This is a genomic window from Cellulomonas sp. NS3 (assembly GCF_024757985.1).
Lineage (GTDB): Bacteria > Actinomycetota > Actinomycetes > Actinomycetales > Cellulomonadaceae > Cellulomonas_A.
This window is the reverse complement of sequence record NZ_CP103289.1, coordinates 390,172-407,716: the sequence shown is the minus strand read 5'-3', so window position 1 is coordinate 407,716 and position 17,545 is coordinate 390,172. Positions and strand designations below refer to the sequence as shown.

Sequence of the window (17,545 nt, the reverse complement as noted above, 5' to 3'; positions counted from 1 at the left end):
GCCGTCACGCGGACCCGAGCCTGGTGGGGTCGCGTCCGGTGGGCCACCCCTCCCTACCCCGGTCGCGACGTCCGGAGCTCGTGGCCCGGACGGCTCCCCCGGCCGGCCGAGGACCGCGGCGTCACCGCTCACGAGCAGGTGACCGGGCGAGGGGCGGTGGTCCGTCCGGCGGCGCACCGGGCGGACCGCCGTCCGCACCCGGCCCGGGCAGGAGGCACGGGCGGGCAGGGCGGTGCGGTCGCCGGTCGACGTGCGGCCGCGTCGGCCGGGCTCAGCCCGCGTGGCGGCTGCGGCGGACCGGCTGGGCGTGCACGGGTCCGGTGACGCGCACGCGGACGTCGACGCCGTCGACGTGCTCGGGCACGGCGGCACGGTGCGCGGCCTGCGACACGTTGACCTGGACGCCGTAGCCGTCCGCACCGCGGGAGATGCCGATCCCGGTGATGCCGTCACGCCCCGCGAGCGTCTGTCGTAGCCGGTCCTTCGCTGCGCGCGCGTGCTCGAGATCCGTCACCGGGATACCGCCTCTCGCGTGGCCGCCCCGCCAGGGAGGGGGCCGGGGGCGAGCGGCGCGGGGGAACTACTGCGCGAGCTCGGCCCCGAGTGCGGCGAGGACGGTGTCGATCGGGTTGAGGTACGTCAGCCCGGTGCCATTGTCGCCCCCCGTCTCGCTCCCCGCAAAGAGCAGACCGAGGGCGATCCCGTCACGTGTGCACACGAGCGAGCCGGAGTCACCCCCGCGGGAGAACGGCCCGGGACCCGTGGACTCGACCTCGATCTGGTCGTCGAAGCGCAGGTCACCCAGCTCCTCGCCGTAGCCGACGACGATGTCGTCGAGCTCGATCGCGGTCACGCGCCCGGTCGTGACGGCCGTCGTGCGCCCGATCTTGACGACGTCCTCACCGCCCAGGGCGACCGCCGTCCGGGTGACGCGGCCCACGGGGTAGTCGAGGTCGACGTCCTGCTCGTCGAGCAGCGCGACCGCGGCGTCGACCGTCGCGGTGCGCCCGGGGGTCAGCGGGACGGTCGCGGCGAGCGTCCCGACGCGGTCGCGCGGCGCACGCCCGCCGTCCGCGGGACCGGGCTGCACGATGACGTCGCCGACCTGCGCCGCGGGCGAGCCGGCGAGCACGTGGTAGTTCGACAGCGCGTGGAGCACGCCGTCGACCTGCACGAACGCACCGAGCGTCCCGGCCGAGACGTCGACGTGGGCGATCGAGATCCCGGGGCGCAGCGGACGCACGCGGGCCGTCTCGCCGGCGGCGAGCGCCGTGATGACGGGCGGGCGGGGGCCCGTGCGGAGCGGGGCCGGCCCGTCGGGCGACGCGGCGCCGTCCGTCGAGCGGTCCGGCGCGGCGGCCGCCTGCGCGAGCGGGCGGATGCGGCCGGTCCGGCGCACGTCCGCGCCGACCGGTCCGATCTGCTCGGCCACCCGCCGCGCGATGGCCCGCACGCGCGGCGACCCGAGCCGGTAGCGCACGGCCACGGCGTACCGGCCCTCGCCGACCGGGGCCAGCCCGAGCCCGAGCGCGGGGACGGTGTCCGTCGCCACGCCGGAGGCGTGCACCTCGCGCTGCGCGAGCTCGTGCACGTAGTCCGCGAGCTGCGACTTGATCTCGCGCGCCTCGTCCCTGTCCATGATGTGCCCCCTTCCGGCGGCGCTCCCCCTGCAGGACGCCGTCCGCCAGCGCGACCCCGGCTGCACCTTCGGGCAGTCCCGCAGTTCGCGACGTGTTCCCAGTGTGCCCGCAGCCACCGACGCGTACCCGACGAGCAGGTCCACGCCGCCCCCGCGGCGCTCGCCGACGAACCGTTTAGGTGCGTTGACGCCCCCGACGGCCCCGCCGAGCCTGGTCCCCTCACCACGCACGCCCCCGCCCGACCACCACGCACGTCCGTCACCACGCACGCCTCTCGTCCGGCCACCCCTCGCGCGCTCCCGCGCGTCCGGCGCCGACGCCGCACCGCCGCCGCGTCCGCCACGGCCGGACGACGGGCCGCGCGGCCCCACGGCGCCCGACCCGGCGCCGCCGTCCCGCACAAGGAGCAGTCATGTCCCTCGGAAGACACACGTTGCGGCGCCTCGCGGTCGCCTCCGCCGCCGCGGTCGGAGCCGCGCTGCTCGTCGGGCTCCCGGCGTCGCCGGCCGCGGCGCACGGCGGGCTCACGTACCCGGCCACGCGCACGTACGCCTGCTACGTCAACGGTGTCGAGAACGGTGCCGGCGGCGGCCTGAACCCGACGAACCCCGCGTGCCAGAACCTGCTCGCGGAGAACGGCAACTACCCGTTCTACAACTGGTTCGGGAACCTGCTCAGCAACGCCGCGGGCCAGCACCGAACCGTCGTGCCCGACGGGAACCTCTGCGGCCCGCTCGCGACGTTCAGCGGCGCCCGCGCGGCCCGCACCGACTGGCCGACGACGACCCTGCAGGCCGGCTCGAAGATCACGATGCAGTACAACGCGTGGGCCCGGCACCCCGGCACGTGGTCGCAGTACGTGACCAAGGACGGCTGGAACCCGAACAGCCCGCTGAAGTGGAGCGACCTCGAGCCGGCGCCGTTCAACGAGGTCACGAACCCGCCGCTGCGCGAGGGCGGCCCGCAGGGCGCCGAGTACTACTGGGACGCGACGCTGCCGAACAAGAGCGGGCGCCACATCATCTACTCGATCTGGACGCGCTCGGACAGCCCCGAGGCCTTCTACAACTGCGCGGACGTGATCTTCCAGGGCGGCACGGTCAACCCGACCCCGACCCCCACGCCCACGCCCACGCCCACGCCCACGCCCACGCCCACGGTCACCCCGACCGCCACGCCCACGCCCACCGCGACGCCGACCGCGACCGCGTCGCCCACCACCGCTCCCGGCGGCTGCTCGGTGAAGTTCGACACCTCGAACGCGTGGAACTCCGGCTTCACCGGGCAGGTGACGGTCCGCAACGACGGGGCCGCGATCCCCTCGTGGGAGCTGCGCTGGACGTTCACGAACGGCGAGAAGGTCACGCAGGCCTGGAGCAGCACGACGACGCAGACCGGCGCCACCGTGAGCGCGAAGGGCGCCTCGTGGAACACCGCGCTCCCCGCGAAGGGCTCGGTGCAGTTCGGGTTCAACGGCTCGGGCGCCCCCAAGGCCCCGACCGCGGTGACGCTCAACGGCGCGAGCTGCACGCTGAGCTGATCCGGCCCCGACCGGCCTGAGGGCCGGCCGCACCGCGGCGGTCCGCGCCGCCGCAGCAGCAGCAGAGCCCCCACCGGCGCACTCCGGTGGGGGCTCTGCCGTGCGCGGGGCGGCCGGTCCGGCGCGCGATGATCGGGGCATGGACTTCCAGGACGTGGTGCGACGCCGGCGCATGGTGCGGACGTACACCGACGCACCCGTCGAGCGCGCGGCGGTCGACCGCATGCTCGCCAACGCGGTGCGCGCCCCCAGCGCCGGGTTCAGCCAGGGCTGGGGCTTCCTTGTGCTCGACACCCCGGTCGACGTCGCACGGTTCTGGGACGTCACCGCGCCCGCGGGTCCGGCGAGCCGCTGGCTGCGCTCGATGCGCGTCGCGCCCGTCGTCGTCGTGCCGCACGCCGACCCGGCGGCGTACCGGGCGCGCTACGCCCAGCCCGACAAGCGGCGCGACGCGGCGGACGCCGGCGGTGGGGCGACCGGACCCGGCGGCGGGGCGGCAGACGACGCCGGTGGCATGCCGTGGGCCGTCCCCTACTGGTACGTCGACGCGGGCATGGCGGCGCTGCTCGTGCTGCAGACCGCGGTCGACGAGGGGCTCGGCGCGTGCTTCTTCGGCATCCCCGCCGAGCGCACCGCGGCGTACCGGGAGGCGTTCGGCGTGCCCGAGCACCTCGAACCCGTCGGCGCGATCACCGTCGGGCACCCGGCCCCGGTCGAGGACCTGCCCGGCTCCGCGGCGCGGCGTCCGCGCCGCGGCGTCGAGGACGTCGTCCACCGCGGCCGCTGGTCCGCCCGGGGCTGACCGCGGACGTCCCCGCACGACCGGGCCGGGCGCTGAAGCCCGCACAGCGGCGGCGCCGGTCGCCCGACCCACGACGCCTCACGCGCGGCGACGGCGCCCGTCCCCGGGTGCGGGGTCGGGCGCCGTCGTGGCCGTGCGTGCGCCGGGCTCCTCGCGCTTCCCCGCGAGGGCCGGCTCGTCGAGCGGTGGTCCGCCCGGTCAGCCGCTCAGTAGGTGGGCGGCGGCGGGGCGGTGCCGTCGTGACGCTCGACGACCGTGTGGTTCGTCGTCTTCTGACGCTGCGCGTTGAGAGCGAGCGTGAGGATGAGCGCGAGGATGCCCGCACCGAGGCAGATGTACCCGATCATGGTCAGGTCGATCCCCGAGATGCTGTCCTGGACGGCGAAAGCGAGGATCGCGCCGAGCACGATCAGGGTGATGCCACCACCGATTCCCATGGTCACTCCTCCGGTCGCGCCGGGCTGGTCCGCCCGGTTCTTGACCCGACTATGGCGTGGACCCGGCAGCGGCGCGCGTCGAGACGGGTGAGACGCGGCCGGACGGGGTCACTCGTCCGTGGGTCGTCACGCACCGAACGCCGCGAGCAGGCCGTCGAGCACGAGGTGCGCGGCGGCGGGGCCGCCCCGCGTCCCCCACGCGGATCCGTCGACCACCGAGACGTGTCCGGCCGCGACGGCAGGCAGCGCGCGCACCGCGGACGACCCCATCGCGGCGTCGAGCGCCTCCCCGTCGGGCCCGAGCGCGTCGAACGCGAAGACGAACAGCCAGTCGGACGCGGGCAGCTCCGCGACGGGGGTCACGGGGCCGGGCAGGCCGTCGGCCGGGGGCGCGCCAGCGGCGGTGGCCGGCCTCCCGGTGACCGCGAGCCCCACCGACGCCGCGACGCCCCCGGCGAACGACGAGCCGTCGAGGACCACGGGGCCGTTCTCCGTCCAGAGCGCGAGCGTGACCGACCGACCCGCGTTGCCCGCCTCGGCGATCACGGTCCGCGCCCCCTCGGTGCGCCACTCGTAGCCGCCGATCCACGTCTCCGCCTGGTCCTCGCGGCCGACCGCCACGCCCACGGCGCGGAGCATGTCGGGCCAGCCGGCGTCGTCCCGCGCGACGAAGGTGGGCGCGATCGCCTCGAGACCCGCGAGCACCTCGGGGGTCGTGGCGTCCCCCGTGACCACGAGGTCGGGCTCGGCGATGAGCACGGCGCCGACGTCCGGGGAGTCGGGCAGACCGGCGTTGACGAGGTAGGTCAGCTCGGGCTTGCGGTCCTGGAGGTACGCGGCGGCGGTGCGCTGGTGACGTCCGAGGCTGATCCCGACCGGCTCGACGCCGAGGATGAGCGCCGCGTCGAGGATCTCCTCGTTGAGGACCGCGACGCGCTGCGGGTACTCCGGGACGACGACCTCACGGCCGACGTCGTCGAGCACGGTCCGGGTCGTGAGGTCCGCGGTCGTCGCCTCGGGCGGGGCGGACACCGCCGCCGAGGTCGCGGGCGGCTCGTCCGCCGAGCATGCCCCCAGCAGCAGGGACGAGCTCACGAGCAGGAGTGCGAGGGTGGTCGGGGAGGGTCGAGGATGCATCAGGACCTCTGTCAGGACGGGCGGGTCGTGGCACGCCGAGCCGGCGGATGTGACAGACCGCGCAAAAGTGAGTAACCTCTCATCTGCGACACCGCTGGCGCGCGCCGATCCTGCCGACCCGAGACCGGGCCGGACGTGGACAGCACGAATCCCCCTGAGGCACACCGGTGGCGCCGCACGACCCCGTACGGGTGCGTGCACGGCGGAGTGCACGCCGCACCGGCGGCGGTCGGTCGCAGGCTACCGCCCCCGCACCACCCGGACGGCCGTCGTCCATCTGGGGGACGCGAGCGGCGTACGAGCACCCGCTCGTCGCGGCCGGGACCCTGCCCGCGAGCGCCCGGGCGGGGCCGAGCACCCGCCGACCAGCAGCGCCGAGCGCGGCGCGTACGGCCCGCGGGTGACGCCACCGGGCCGGTGCTAGGTTCCGAGCCGCGGGCTGCGCACGGCAGCCGGACGACCCAGGCGCTGCCGCGGGCAGGCGACAGACCGGCGAGAGGCGATGATGACCGGGTCCCCGACCGACGTCCCGGGGGTCACGGCTCCCGAGACCGCCGTCCGCCTCGTGGAGGTGCCGCCCTCCCCCGCGCCGAGCAGGACGACCGACCCGGCGCCCGGCTCGTCGACCGGCGTCACGGAGACCGCCGTGCCGTCCCCCACGCCGACCACGACGGCGGACGAGGGCGTGCCGGGCCCGGTCCCCGAGCCGACGCCGACCCCCTCCCTCACCGAGCCGGCGACCAGCACGCCGACCGCGCCCGGTCCGACGTCGACGCCGGCCCCCTCCGGGTCGCCCGCCGAGCTCCCCGTCCCCGTGCCGACGTCGATCGCGCCGGTGTGGACCGACCAGCCGACGGTCGCGGCGTCCACCATCCCGACCGGCGCCCTCGTCACCGCCGCCCTCGTGCTGGTCGTGGTGCTGGCGGCGATCACGCTCGCGATCCTCGGCCGGCGCCGGCGCGCGGGCACCGAAGGGGCCCTGCCTGCGGAGGCCCTGCCTGCGGAGGGCCTGCCTGCGGAGGCCCTGCCTGCGGAGGGCCTGCCCGCGGGCGCCGTGCCCGCGGGCGCTGTGCCCGCGGGCTCCCCGCCGGGGCACGCCCTCGCGACGGCCGTCCCCGCGTCGCAGCCCGCGCCCGACGACGCGGCCGGGCGGGCGGAGACGGTGCGCTTCCTCATGGTGCTCGGCGAGGCGATGATCGACTCGAGCGTCCCCGTCGCGCAGGTCACGCAGACCCTCGAACGCGTCGCCGCGGTCAACGGCGCCCCAGACGTCGAGATCGTCGCGCTGCCCACGGCGCTCCTCGTGTCCGTGCCGAGCGGGGCGCACCCCCAGACGGCGGCCTCGTCCACGGGCGTGCGCCAGCTGCGCCTGCACCAGGTCCAGGAGGTGCTCGAGGTCGCCGAGCTCGCCGAGCGGGGCGGCCTCACGCCCGCCGAGGGGACGGCGCGCGTGCGGGCGGCGGTCGACGCCCCGCCGCTCTACCGGGGGCCGGTGCGCGTGCTCGGGTACATGGGGGTGTCGGCCGGGCTCGCGATGATCCTCGGCGGGAGCCTCGTCGACGTCCTCGCCGCGGCGGCGCTGGGGACCGTGATCGCCGGGGCGGTCGTGGCGGGCACGCGCGTCGCCGGGGCGTACCAGGCGCTGCTCGTGCTGGGGTGCGCGTTCGTCGTCTCCGTCGCGGTGTTCCTGCTCTCCCGCACCGGGGCGGACGTGGGGATGCTCGCGCCGCTGGTCGCGCCGCTCGTGAGCTTCCTGCCGGGCGCGCTGCTCACCACCGCCGCGATCGACCTCGCGACCCGGCAGATGGTGGCCGGCTCGGCGCGGCTCGCGGCGGGCGGCATGCAGCTCGTGCTGCTCGCGCTCGGCATCACGACGGCGGCCGCGCTCGTGGGGGTCCCGGCGTCCGACGTCGGCTCCGCGCCGTACCACCCGCTGGGCTGGGCGGGACCGTGGGTCGGGGTGATCGTGTACGGCGTCGGCGTCGTCTTCCACAACTGCGCGCGGCGCTCGACGCTGCCGTGGATCCTGCTGGTGCTGACCGTCGCCTACGCGGGCCAGGTCCTCGGCGGGCTGTTCTTCGGCGGCGTGTTCTCCGCGTTCGTCGGTGCGCTGCTCATGACGCTCGTCGCGATGTACGCCTCGACCCGCCCGACGGGACCGCCGACGCTCGTGGGCTTCCTGCCCGGGTTCTGGCTGCTCGTGCCCGGGGCGCTCGGGCTCGTCGGCGTCACGTCGATCCTCGGCGACGACAGCCGCGCGCTCGCGACGGTCGTCACGGCCGCGACCACGATGGTCGCGATCTCGCTCGGCGTGCTCGCGGGGCTCGCGCTCGGGACGGCGCTGCGGCACCGCGGGGGCGTGCTCGCGCGCAGCTGAGCGCCCGGCCGCCGGAGCCGCACGGGTCGCGCCGCGGCGCCGGACCGGTCGCCCGGCCCGGCGCCGCAGGCGTCAGCCCAGCAGCTCGGGCAGGTCGGGCGCGTCGTCCCCGGTGAGCCCGAGCACGTGCTGCGCGAGGAACGCCTCGACGACCTGGTACCAGACGACCGCGTGCTGCGGCGACAGGATCCAGTGGTTCTCGTCGGGGTAGTACAGGAACCGGTGCGGCGTCACGCCGTCGTCGTCCGCAGGCAGCCCCGAGTGCGCGACGAGCTCGTACCAGAGCCGCAGTCCCTCGCCGATCGGCACCCGGTAGTCCTTGTCGCCGTGGACGACCAGCATCGGGGTGACGATCTGCTCGACGAACCGGTGCGGGGAGTTCTCGAGCGCCATCTCGTCGGTCATCTCGCGCGCCCAGTAGTACGCGGCGTCCGTCGTCGGGCCGAACTGGTCGAGCGCCCACAGGCTCGCGTGCGTGACGACCGCCCGGAACCGGTCGGTGTGCCCGGCGACCCAGTTGGCCATGTAGCCGCCGAACGAGCCGCCCATCGCCGCGGTGCGGGTCTCGTCGACGTCGGGGCGTGCGACGGCCGCGTCGGTCGCCGCCATGAGGTCGGTGTACGGCGCGGCGCCCCACGAGCCCCAGCCGCGCTGCACGAAGTCCTGGCCGTACCCGGTGGACAGCGCCGGGTCGGGCAGCAGGACGGCGTACCCCTGCGCGACGAGGAGCCACGGGTTCCAGCGCCACGACCACGCGTTCCACGAGCCGAGCGGACCGCCGTGGATCCACAGCAGCAGGGGCGCCGGGTTCTCGGCCGAGGCGCCCTCGGGCAGCGCGAGCCACGACCGGACGCGCACGCCGTCGGCCGCGGTGGCCTCGACGTCCTGCAGCGTCCCCGGGAGGACGGGGGTCGCGGCCGGGCTGCGCAGCGCCGTGGCGGCGACGGGCGTGCCGGACGCGAGCGCCGCGGCGAGGTCGACCCGGACCGGGTGGGCGGGGGCGAGGTAGGACGCCCGGAGCGCGTAGAGGGTCGCGCCGTCGGGGCTCACCTGGAGGTCGGTGAACGCGGCGTCGTCGCTCGTCACGCGCGTGACCGCGCCCGAGCCGAGGTCGACGTGGAAGACCGGCGCACGGCCGTCGTCGTCGGCCACCACGAGCAGGCCGCTGGAGTCGGGGAGCCACGTCGCGCCGTGCGGCCAGCGGTCCCAGTCCTGCGCGAGCGTGCGCGGCTCGCCCGCACCGTCGAGCGCCACGACCTGGAGCGACACCGCGGGCGCGCGGTGCGGCGTCGAGATCGTCTCGCGCTCGAAGGCGACCCAGCGCCCGTCGGGCGAGACGACCGGTGAGCCGAGGTCGGCGGCCGCGTCGTCCACGAGGTCCCGCCGGTCCCCCGTCGCGACGTCGATCGCCACGAGCCGACTGCGGACCGCCCCGCGGGCCTGCGGCACCGACCAGCCGGTGACGACCGTGCCGCCGTCGGGCGACAGCGCGTACCCCTGCTCGACGAGCGCGGCCGCGGCGCCCGGCGTGAGGTCCCGCAGCTCGGGGCGCTCGTCGGGCACCCCCGCGTGCAGCTCCTCGAGTCCCGAGACGTCGTCGGCGCCCACGTCGCTCGTCGCCGCCGCGGGCAGCGTCGCCGCGAAGAGGTGCGGGGTCGCCGGGCCCAGGTCGTGGTCCCAGTAGCGGACCGGGTAGGTCGAGTGCAGGATCGCCGCGACCTTCTTCTCCTTGCGGGCCTTGCGCAGCCGGTCGTCCTTCGCGCCGTCGACCGCGCGCGGCAGGACGTCGGAGCCGACGAGCACGACCGGCGCGTCGGCGGCGACCTTGATCCCGCCGAGCCCGGCACCGCGCGCCGCGACGACGCGTGCCTCGCCGCCGCGCGCGGGCAGCAGCCACAGCGCGGGTGCGGCCTCGTCGTCGGCGCCCTCCTGCGGGTCCGGGTCGGGGCGCGCGCTCGTGAACAGCAGGTCGCCGGTGGACGTGAAGGCGGCGCCGGACTCGCCCTTGGCGCTGCGGGTCAGCCGGCGGGCGGGCTCGCGGCCCTCCGGGTCGACCTCCCACAGCGCGGTCAGGTAGGTCGTGCCCTTCGGGTCGAGCCGGGCGACCGAGGTCACGAGGCGGGAGCCGTCGCGCGAGAGCGCGAGGCCGGACACGCGCGGGAGCGCGACGTAGGCGTCGAGGTCGTGGAACGGGGTGGCGGGGGCCGGCGGGGCGTCGGACGCGGGTGTCGCGTCGGGCGCGCCGGAGCCGGTGCTGGTGTCGGTGGTCACCCTCAGTGGTCTATCACCCGGGCGCCGGTCGGTGCCGGCAACCGGGGCGGCGCGCCCTCGCGTCCGCCCGCCCGCTCCGTCACGGCGCCCGTGCGGCGGCGATGCGCCAGCATGGGCCGGTGCACACCGACGCGCTCGACCTGGCCCGGTCGTACTGGGACACCCTGGTGGAGCCGCTGGTCCGGGGCCGCCGGCCGGGACTGGCGCTCGCCGCGGGCCGGCTGGGCGGCGGCTCCGACGTGCTCGGGCTCGACGACGCGATGTCCCAGGACCACGACTGGGGCCTGCGCCTGACCCTGCTCGTCCCGCGCGAGCACGTGGCGGGGGTCCGGGACGGTCTGGAGTCCGACCTGCCGGACACGTTCCAGGGCCGGCCGACACGGTTCGCGACGACGTGGGACGCCCGCGTGCGGCACCGGGTCGAGGTCGCCGACCCGGACGACTTCGCCACCGCACGGCTCGGCGTCGACGTGACCCGACCCTGGGTCGTCGCCGACTGGCTCACGCTCACCGGTCAGTCGGTGCTCGAGGTCACGGGCGGGCCGGTCTTCGTCGACACCGCGGGCCGCCTGGGCGCCCTGCGCACGCGCCTCACCTGGTACCCCGACGACGTGTGGCTCCACGTCGTCGCGTGCGACTGGCAGCGCATCGACCAGGAGCTGCCGTTCGTCGGCCGGTGCGCCCAGCGCGGCGACGACCTCGGCTCCCGCGTCGTCGCCGGCCGCCTCGTGCGGTCCGCGCTGCACCTGGGGTTCCTGCTCGACCGCCGCTGGGCCCCGTACCCCAAGTGGACCGGCACGGTGTTCCGGACCCTGCCCCGGGCGTCGGCGGCCTGGCCCGCGCTGAGCGCCGCGCTCGGGGCGGACGGCTGGCAGGCCCGGGAGCGGGCGCTGTGCGACGCCCTGGACGTCCTGCTCGACGTGCAGCGCGCGGCCGGGCTGCCCGCGCCCGAGCAGGCGACGCGCGAGTTCCACGACCGGCCCTACCGGTGCGTCGACCCCGCGGTGCCGGACGCCCTCCTCGCGCAGGTCCAGGACCCGGCCGTCCGCGCCCTGGCCCGCGGGGTCGGCTCGGTCGAGCAGTGGGTCGACGACGTCGACGTCCTCGCGCACGGCGAGCGCCGCGCGGCGGTCGTCGCCGGCCTGGAGGCGGCCCTCAGCGACCGCGGGAGTCCTGGTCGGCGAGGCGCGTGAGCATCGCGTTGTACTCGTCCATCTCGCTGTCGCCGTCCCGGTCGACCGCGCGGTCCCGGCGCTTCGCGACCCGCTCCTCCGAGCGCGACCACGCGACGATCACCGCGATCGCCAGCACCAGGGTCGGCAGCTCCCCGATGCCCCACGCGACGCCGCCGCCGCGCTGCTGGTCCGCGAGCGCGGGCGGGCCCCACTCGCGCCCGAGCAGCCCGAACCAGTCGGCGACGAGCAGCGCCTCGCCGCTCATGAGCGCGACGCCGAAGAACGCGTGGAACGCCATCGTCGCGAACAGCAGCAGGATCCGCTGCGTGTACGGGGGCCGGCTCGGGCCCGGGTCGACCCCGACCAGCGCGTTCGCGAACAGGTACCCCGCGAGCGAGAAGTGCACGACCATCGCGACGTGCCCGACGGGGTTGCGCAGCGCCCACTCGAACGCGCCCGTGTAGTAGAAGAGCACCATCGACCCCGCGAAGTTCGCCGCGGCGACGAGCGGGTGGGCGAAGAACGTGCCGAGCCGGCTGTGCACGAGCGTGAGCAGCCACTCGCGCGGGCCCCGGGACGCGTCACCGCGCAGCGTCGCCGGCCGGGCCGGGATCGCGCGCAGCGCGAGCGTGACCGGGGCGGCGAGCGTCAGGAGCAGCGGGACCACCATGGCGAGCACCATGTGCTGGACCATGTGCGCGCTGAACAGCACGTGCCCGTACATCGCCGGGCCGCCCGACGTCGTCCAGAAGAAGATCGCGAGCCCCGTGACCCACATCGCCGTCCGCGGCCACGGCCACGTGTCGCCGCGCCGGCGCAGCCGCCGGACCCACCGCACGTAGACGACGACCCCGGCGACCGCGGCGCTCGCGAACAGCAGGTCCCAGCGCCACTCGGTGAACCAGCGCAGCAGCGTCGGCTCGGGCGGGAGGGCGTGGCCCGTGACGATCTCAGCGGGCGTCGGGCTCGTCGGCGGCTCCTGCGGCACGGGCGGCGCGGTCGACGACAGCGCGACGGCCACGCCGGAGACGGCGCCCATGACGGCGATCTCGACGGCGACGACGCGCCAGAACAGCCACCCCGCACCGGGCCAGGCGCCGGGCTCCGCGAGCCGGGGCAGCGCCGCACGCCGGTGCGCCGCGCCGAGCAGGCCGAGGACGACGAACAGCGCGGCCTTGACGAGCACGAGGACCCCGTAGCGCGTGCCGAGCCCGTCGACGCCACCGAGCCGGATGAGGGCGTTGACCAGGCCGGAGACGGCGACGAGCACGAAGCACCAGCCGGCGACCGTGGAGTAGCGCTCGACGCTGGGGCGCAGGTCGTCCCCGAGCCGGCCGGCCAGCACCGCGAGCGCGGCGAGCGCCCCGATCCACACGGCCGCGCCGACGAGGTGCAGGAACATCGAGCTCGTCGCGAGCTCGTGGCTCGTCGCGCCCGCCGCGTGGCCGCCCTGGGCCTGCTGCCACAGCGCGACGACGGTGAGCCCGGCGCACCAGGCGGCGCCGGTCGGGGTCTGCACGACGAGCGCGAGCGCGGTGACGACCGCGGCGACGACGACGATGCCGAGCTGGTTGCGGCCGAGGTCGACCTGCGTGACGTACAGGCCGAGCTCGTCACCGAACGTCGAGGAGCCGAGCGGGCGGCCCGAGACGCTCGCGTACCGGAGCACGAGACCCGCGACGGACAGGACCGTCCACGTGCCGGCGGCGACGGCGGCGAGCGTGAGGCTGCGTGCGTACGCGGTGCGGGGCGCGCCGGTGGGGGCGGAACCGGTGGGAGCCGAGCCGGAGGGGGTGGAACCGGTGGCGGGGGTCCGGAGCGGGAGGATGCCGACCGCGAGCACGAGCGCGCCGAGCGTCAGCGACCCCGCGAGCTCGGTGAGCGTCGTGGTGACCGGCAGCCCCCACCGGACGAGCGCACCCGGGTCGGCCAGGACCGTCGGCAGCGCGGCGCGCGAGAACCACACGCCGAGCACCGCCGCCACGGCGCCGGCGAGCGCGAGGGCGCCGAGCCGCACGACCGCTCCGCGCCCGGCCGCCGGGGTGCCGGCGGCGGGGCGCACGGCCGCGGGGGTGTGCGTCGAGGTCACCCCACCATCATCGCCCGCACCGGCGCGCCCGCGAGCCCCGGGAGACGTGAGGTGCACCGCTCCGAGGACGTGGGCCCGGTCGCCGGCGACGACCACCGCGTGGCACAGGTGGCTGCCGGACGAACCTCTCCCGACGCGCCTGTCGATTCCGGCGAGGCTCGTCCGTCAGTGTGGTGACGGCCGCACGGGGCGGCCCCGCAGGAGGAGCGACATGACCCAGTACGCCATCTACTTCCACCAGCAGTGGGTCGGGGACCACCCGGCCGAGTGGTTCCAGACCCGCGTGGAGCCCAGCACGGCGGTCGTCCGTGACATGGAGGCGGCCGGGGTGCTCCTCTTCGCCGGCGGGCTCGAGGAGGACCTGGCGGACGCCTTCAGCGCCGACGCGACGAGCGGGACCCTGTCGATCACGGACGGCCCCTACACCGAGACCGCCGAGTACCTGGGCGGCATCACGATCATCGACGTGCCCGACGTGGAGACGGCCAAGATGTGGGCGGGCAGGGTCGCCGAGGGGTGCGGCTGGCCCCAGGAGGTCCGGGTCATCCGGTAGGCCTCGGGGACGCGTGGCCGCACCGGTCAGCCGGTGCGGCCAGCGGCGACGGCGGGGCCGAGCACGGCGGGATCGGCCACGTGGCCCTCGACCTCGAGGGTGTGCCGCGGGCGTCGGGCAGTGCGGCCGCGGCCGCCGCCGAACCTCCCGGAGGCCGAGGGGCCGCTCCGGGAATAGTGTCGTGAAGCAACTAGTTGCGTCGACGGCTGGACCTGGCCGACGCCCGCACCCCTCCCGGACCGACCGCCCGGGACCCCAGCACCTCCGCCCCTCCGAGAGGCCCGCGTTGTCCACGACCCCAGCCCCCCGCGTCGCTCCGCCCGCCGACGCGCCGACCGGCGCCGCTGCCGCGACCTCCGGCCCGACGCACCGCGAGATCGTCACCATCCTCGCGGGGCTCATGCTCGGCATGTTCCTCGGCGCGCTCGACCAGACGATCGTCGCCACGTCGATCCGCACGATCGGGGACGACCTGAACGGGCTGTCGCTCCAGGCCTGGGTCACCACGGCGTACCTCATGGCGTCGACCATCACGACGCCGCTGTACGGCAAGCTCTCGGACATCTACGGGCGCAAGCCGTTCTACCTGCTCGCGATCAGCCTGTTCGTCGTCGGCTCGCTGCTGTGCGGCACGGCCGACTCGATGTACCAGCTCGCGATCTACCGCGGGGTCCAGGGCCTCGGCGCGGGCGGTCTGATGGCGCTCGCGATCACGATCCTCGGGGACCTCGTCCCGCCGCGGGAGCGCGCTCGCTACCAGGCGTACTTCCTCGCCGTGTGGGGCACGTCGTCGGTCATCGGGCCGGTCATCGGCGGGTTCTTCGCCGGCGCGGACACGATCCTCGGGCTCGACGGCTGGCGCTGGATCTTCCTCGTCAACGTGCCGCTCGGTGCGCTGGCGATCGTCGTCGTCGCCCGCGTGCTGCACCTGCCGCCGGTGCGCCGCGCCCGGCACCGCATCGACTGGCCCGGCGCGCTCATGCTCGTCGTGGGTCTCGTGCCGCTGCTGCTCGTCGCCGAGCAGGGTCGCGAGTGGGGCTGGACGTCGCCGCGCGCGCTGCTCTGCTACACCGTCGGGGTCGTCGGGATCGGGCTGTTCGTGGTCGCGGAGGTCGTCGCCAAGAAGGACGCGCTGCTGCCGCTGCACCTGTTCCGGAACCGGACCTTCTCGGTCGGCGCCGGCGCGAACGTCGTCATCGGGCTCGGGATGTTCGGCGGGCTCGCGACGCTTCCGCTCTACCTGCAGATCGTCAAGGGCCTGAGCCCGACGGAGGCCGGCCTCACGCTCATCCCGTTCACGTTCGGCATCATGGCCGGCTCGATCGTCACCGGGCAGCTGACCTCACGGACCGGGCGCTACAAGTGGTTCCCCGTCATCGGCACGGTCCTCATGGGCATCGGCGCGCTGATGTTCTCGCGGCTCACGCCCGACACCGTGCTCCTCGAGGTGTTCGCCGACTCGGTCGTGTTCGGCCTCGGGCTCGGGTTCACGATGCAGCCGCTCGTGCTCGCGGTGCAGAACGCCGTCCCGGTGCAGGACATGGGCGTCGCCACGTCGTCGTCGCTGTTCTTCCGGCAGGTCGGCGGGACGCTCGGGACGGCGGTCTTCCTGTCGATCCTGTTCTCGACCGTCGGGGAGAACATCCGCGACGCGTTCGCGCGCCTCGCGCGCACGCCCGACTTCCAGGCGGCGCTCACCGACCCGGAGGTCGTCGCGGACCCGGCGAACGCGCCGGTGCTCGACATGGCGCAGGGCGGCGGGGGCGCGCTGCCCTCGCTCGACGACTCGTCGTTCATCAACGCCCTGGACCCGCGCCTGGCCCGGCCGTTCCTCGACGGCTTCGCCGAGTCGATCAGCACCGTCCTGCTCATCGCTGCGGCCGTCATGGTGCTCGGCGTGATCCTCACGGTGCTGCTCCCCGAGCTGCCGCTGCGGAACGTCTCGGGGATCCAGGGCCGGCTCGAGGACGAGGCCGCGGCGGACGCAGCGGAGGCGGAGGCGTCCGACCTGACGGCGGCGGTCTCGGGTTCCGGTGCGGTCGCGGGCGCGGCGCCGACCGCTGCCGGAGCGGGGGGTGCGGTGGACGGCCGGCCGACGGCGGGCGACGCCACGCCCCGGACGCTCGGCGGCGTGCCGGACGTCGCCGCGGACGACCGGAGGCGCTAGCCGCCCACCCGCTCGACCGGTCAGGTGCGGGCGGTTGTCCGGACCTGCTCGCCGTCCGCCACGACGCGGTTCTTGCCGCTCACCTTCGCGAGGTACAGCAGCCGGTCGGCGACACCCACGAGCTCCTCGGGGTCGGTCGGCCGGTCCACGTGCGTCACGCCGATGCTCACCGTGACGGCGAGCCCGGGCGCGCGGCTGCCCACGTCGAGCGCGGCCGCACCGGCGCGGATCCGCTCGCACAGCGCGAGCGCGTCCTCGGCGGAGGTCGACGGCATCGCGACGACGAACTCCTCGCCGCCGACGCGCGCGACGACGTCGTCGGCCCGGCTGAGCGTCTGCAGGGCCCGGGCGACCTCGCGCAGCACGAGGTCGCCGGCGGGGTGCCCGAACCGGTCGTTGACGCACTTGAAGTCGTCGATGTCGAGCACCGCGACCGCGAGGCCCGCCGCGTCGGGCGTCGCCGCGAGGTGGAGCATCGCCTCGTCGAGCGCGCGCCGGTTGTTCAGGCCGGTCAGGGGGTCGCGCCGGGACAGCACCCGCAGCTGCGCGGCGAGCTCGTGCGAGCGGCTCAGCGCCTCCTCGAGCTCCTCGGTGCGCGCGGAGACCCGCGACTCGAGGTCCTTGTTGACCTCGGCGAGGTGCCGCGCGAGCTCTTCGGCGCGGACCTTCTGGTCGACGGCCGACGTGAGCGCCGAGTCCATCGCCGCGCGCTGCACGACCGCCGTGAGCGCGGTCACGCACGCGATCGCGACGCAGTAGACGGCGAGCTGGTCGGGTGTGATGGCGGTCAGCCGCCAGTCGAACGCGCGCGCGAGCACCACGCCCTCGGCGATCGCGGCCAGCAGCACCACCGGGACCCACCGCGCGCGCACCAGCGCCCCGGCGATGGTCACGAAGACAGCCATGAACAGCGGCGAGTAGCTGCCGTCGCGCCCGTGCACCGACGGCACGACGAGCACGGCGAGGAGCTGCACGATGAGGATCGCGGTGGCGACGCCGAGGTGGCCGCGCCGCGCGACGAAGGCCGCCGTGAAGCTCAGCGCCGACGCCGCGACCAGCGTCACGACCGTCGCCTCGGCGTACGGGAGCACGGTCACGACCGGCGTGAGCAGCAGCGCGAGGATCCCGAGGCCGGTGCCGACGGCGACGACGAGGGAGGCGCGGCTGCGGCGCACGAGGTCGGGCTCGGGCACGACGAGGACGCGCCTGACCGCGGCGACGACCTGACGCACCTGCTCTCCCTCCACCCGCACGTGCCTGCTCACGACTGATCGGCACGGCCCGACGGATCTGAGCACTCCACGGGGTGGGCCGGGCCACGTCAGGATCACAGCAGCGACCCGCACGCGCAGCGCGA

13 protein-coding genes are annotated in these 17,545 nt (G+C 75.9%); 6 read left to right on the top strand and 7 right to left on the bottom strand.

The features are described 5' to 3' along the window. Positions 1–271: 271 nt before the first annotated feature. Together NXY84_RS01895 and NXY84_RS01890 are read right to left on the bottom strand one after the other, a co-directional pair. Positions 272–514, bottom strand: coding sequence for a hypothetical protein (locus tag NXY84_RS01895; RefSeq protein WP_258725494.1), 243 nt, complete (start codon positions 512–514; stop codon positions 272–274). Between the two features lie 66 nt (positions 515–580). Next, positions 581–1,639, bottom strand: coding sequence for a S1 family peptidase (locus NXY84_RS01890; protein ID WP_258725493.1), 1,059 nt, complete (start codon positions 1,637–1,639; stop codon positions 581–583). A gap of 413 nt (positions 1,640–2,052) precedes the next feature. Here NXY84_RS01890 and NXY84_RS01885 point away from each other — a divergent pair, with 413 nt between their 5' ends. Together NXY84_RS01885 and NXY84_RS01880 are read left to right on the top strand one after the other, a co-directional pair. Next, complete coding sequence (locus NXY84_RS01885; RefSeq protein WP_258725492.1) at positions 2,053–3,180, top strand: lytic polysaccharide monooxygenase auxiliary activity family 9 protein; 1,128 nt, start codon at positions 2,053–2,055, stop codon at positions 3,178–3,180. Between the two features lie 139 nt (positions 3,181–3,319). Next, positions 3,320–3,982 carry a nitroreductase family protein gene (locus tag NXY84_RS01880; RefSeq protein ID WP_258725491.1) on the top strand — a complete coding sequence of 221 codons (663 nt, stop codon included), beginning with the start codon at positions 3,320–3,322 and terminating at the stop codon, positions 3,980–3,982. Between the two features lie 206 nt (positions 3,983–4,188). On the opposite strand, the gene NXY84_RS01875 is transcribed toward NXY84_RS01880, so the two are convergent. Continuing rightward, the gene (locus NXY84_RS01875; RefSeq protein WP_034624753.1) at positions 4,189–4,419 is read right to left on the bottom strand and encodes a DUF6458 family protein; all 231 of its coding nucleotides are present in this window, start codon (positions 4,417–4,419) and stop codon (positions 4,189–4,191) included. A 126-nt stretch (positions 4,420–4,545) separates the two neighbouring features. Further along, positions 4,546–5,556: an ABC transporter substrate-binding protein gene (locus NXY84_RS01870; RefSeq protein WP_258725490.1), complete on the bottom strand. Its 1,011-nt coding sequence runs from the start codon at positions 5,554–5,556 to the stop codon at positions 4,546–4,548. 505 nt (positions 5,557–6,061) lie between these two features. On the opposite strand from NXY84_RS01870, the gene NXY84_RS01865 reads away from it, so the two are divergent. Then, positions 6,062–7,933: a threonine/serine ThrE exporter family protein gene (locus tag NXY84_RS01865; RefSeq protein ID WP_258725489.1), complete on the top strand. Its 1,872-nt coding sequence runs from the start codon at positions 6,062–6,064 to the stop codon at positions 7,931–7,933. A 72-nt stretch (positions 7,934–8,005) separates the two neighbouring features. Here NXY84_RS01865 and NXY84_RS01860 read toward each other — a convergent pair whose 3' ends face one another. Next, positions 8,006–10,204 carry a S9 family peptidase gene (locus NXY84_RS01860; protein ID WP_396126361.1) on the bottom strand — a complete coding sequence of 733 codons (2,199 nt, stop codon included), beginning with the start codon at positions 10,202–10,204 and terminating at the stop codon, positions 8,006–8,008. A gap of 119 nt (positions 10,205–10,323) precedes the next feature. Here NXY84_RS01860 and NXY84_RS01855 point away from each other — a divergent pair, with 119 nt between their 5' ends. Continuing rightward, positions 10,324–11,397, top strand: coding sequence for a DUF4037 domain-containing protein (locus tag NXY84_RS01855; RefSeq protein WP_258725488.1), 1,074 nt, complete (start codon positions 10,324–10,326; stop codon positions 11,395–11,397). Here the strand turns inward: NXY84_RS01855 and NXY84_RS01850 are convergent. After that, a complete protein-coding gene (locus tag NXY84_RS01850) occupies positions 11,360–13,468 on the bottom strand; it encodes a cytochrome c oxidase assembly protein (RefSeq protein ID WP_258725487.1) in 2,109 nt (702 codons plus the stop codon). The two genes, NXY84_RS01855 and NXY84_RS01850, sit on opposite strands and share 38 nt — an antisense overlap. Before the next feature lie 211 nt (positions 13,469–13,679). Between NXY84_RS01850 and NXY84_RS01845 the strand changes: the two genes are divergently transcribed. Together NXY84_RS01845 and NXY84_RS01840 are read left to right on the top strand one after the other, a co-directional pair. Beyond that, positions 13,680–14,021 (top strand): YciI family protein, encoded by a 342-nt coding sequence (locus tag NXY84_RS01845; RefSeq protein WP_258725486.1) that lies wholly within the window; start codon positions 13,680–13,682, stop codon positions 14,019–14,021. Positions 14,022–14,307: 286 nt separating this feature from the next. Beyond that, positions 14,308–16,188: an MDR family MFS transporter gene (locus NXY84_RS01840; protein WP_309485043.1), complete on the top strand. Its 1,881-nt coding sequence runs from the start codon at positions 14,308–14,310 to the stop codon at positions 16,186–16,188. Positions 16,189–16,208: 20 nt separating this feature from the next. Here the strand turns inward: NXY84_RS01840 and NXY84_RS01835 are convergent, their stop codons facing one another. Next, positions 16,209–17,420: a GGDEF domain-containing protein gene (locus tag NXY84_RS01835; RefSeq protein ID WP_258725485.1), complete on the bottom strand. Its 1,212-nt coding sequence runs from the start codon at positions 17,418–17,420 to the stop codon at positions 16,209–16,211. Positions 17,421–17,545: the final 125 nt, after the last annotated feature.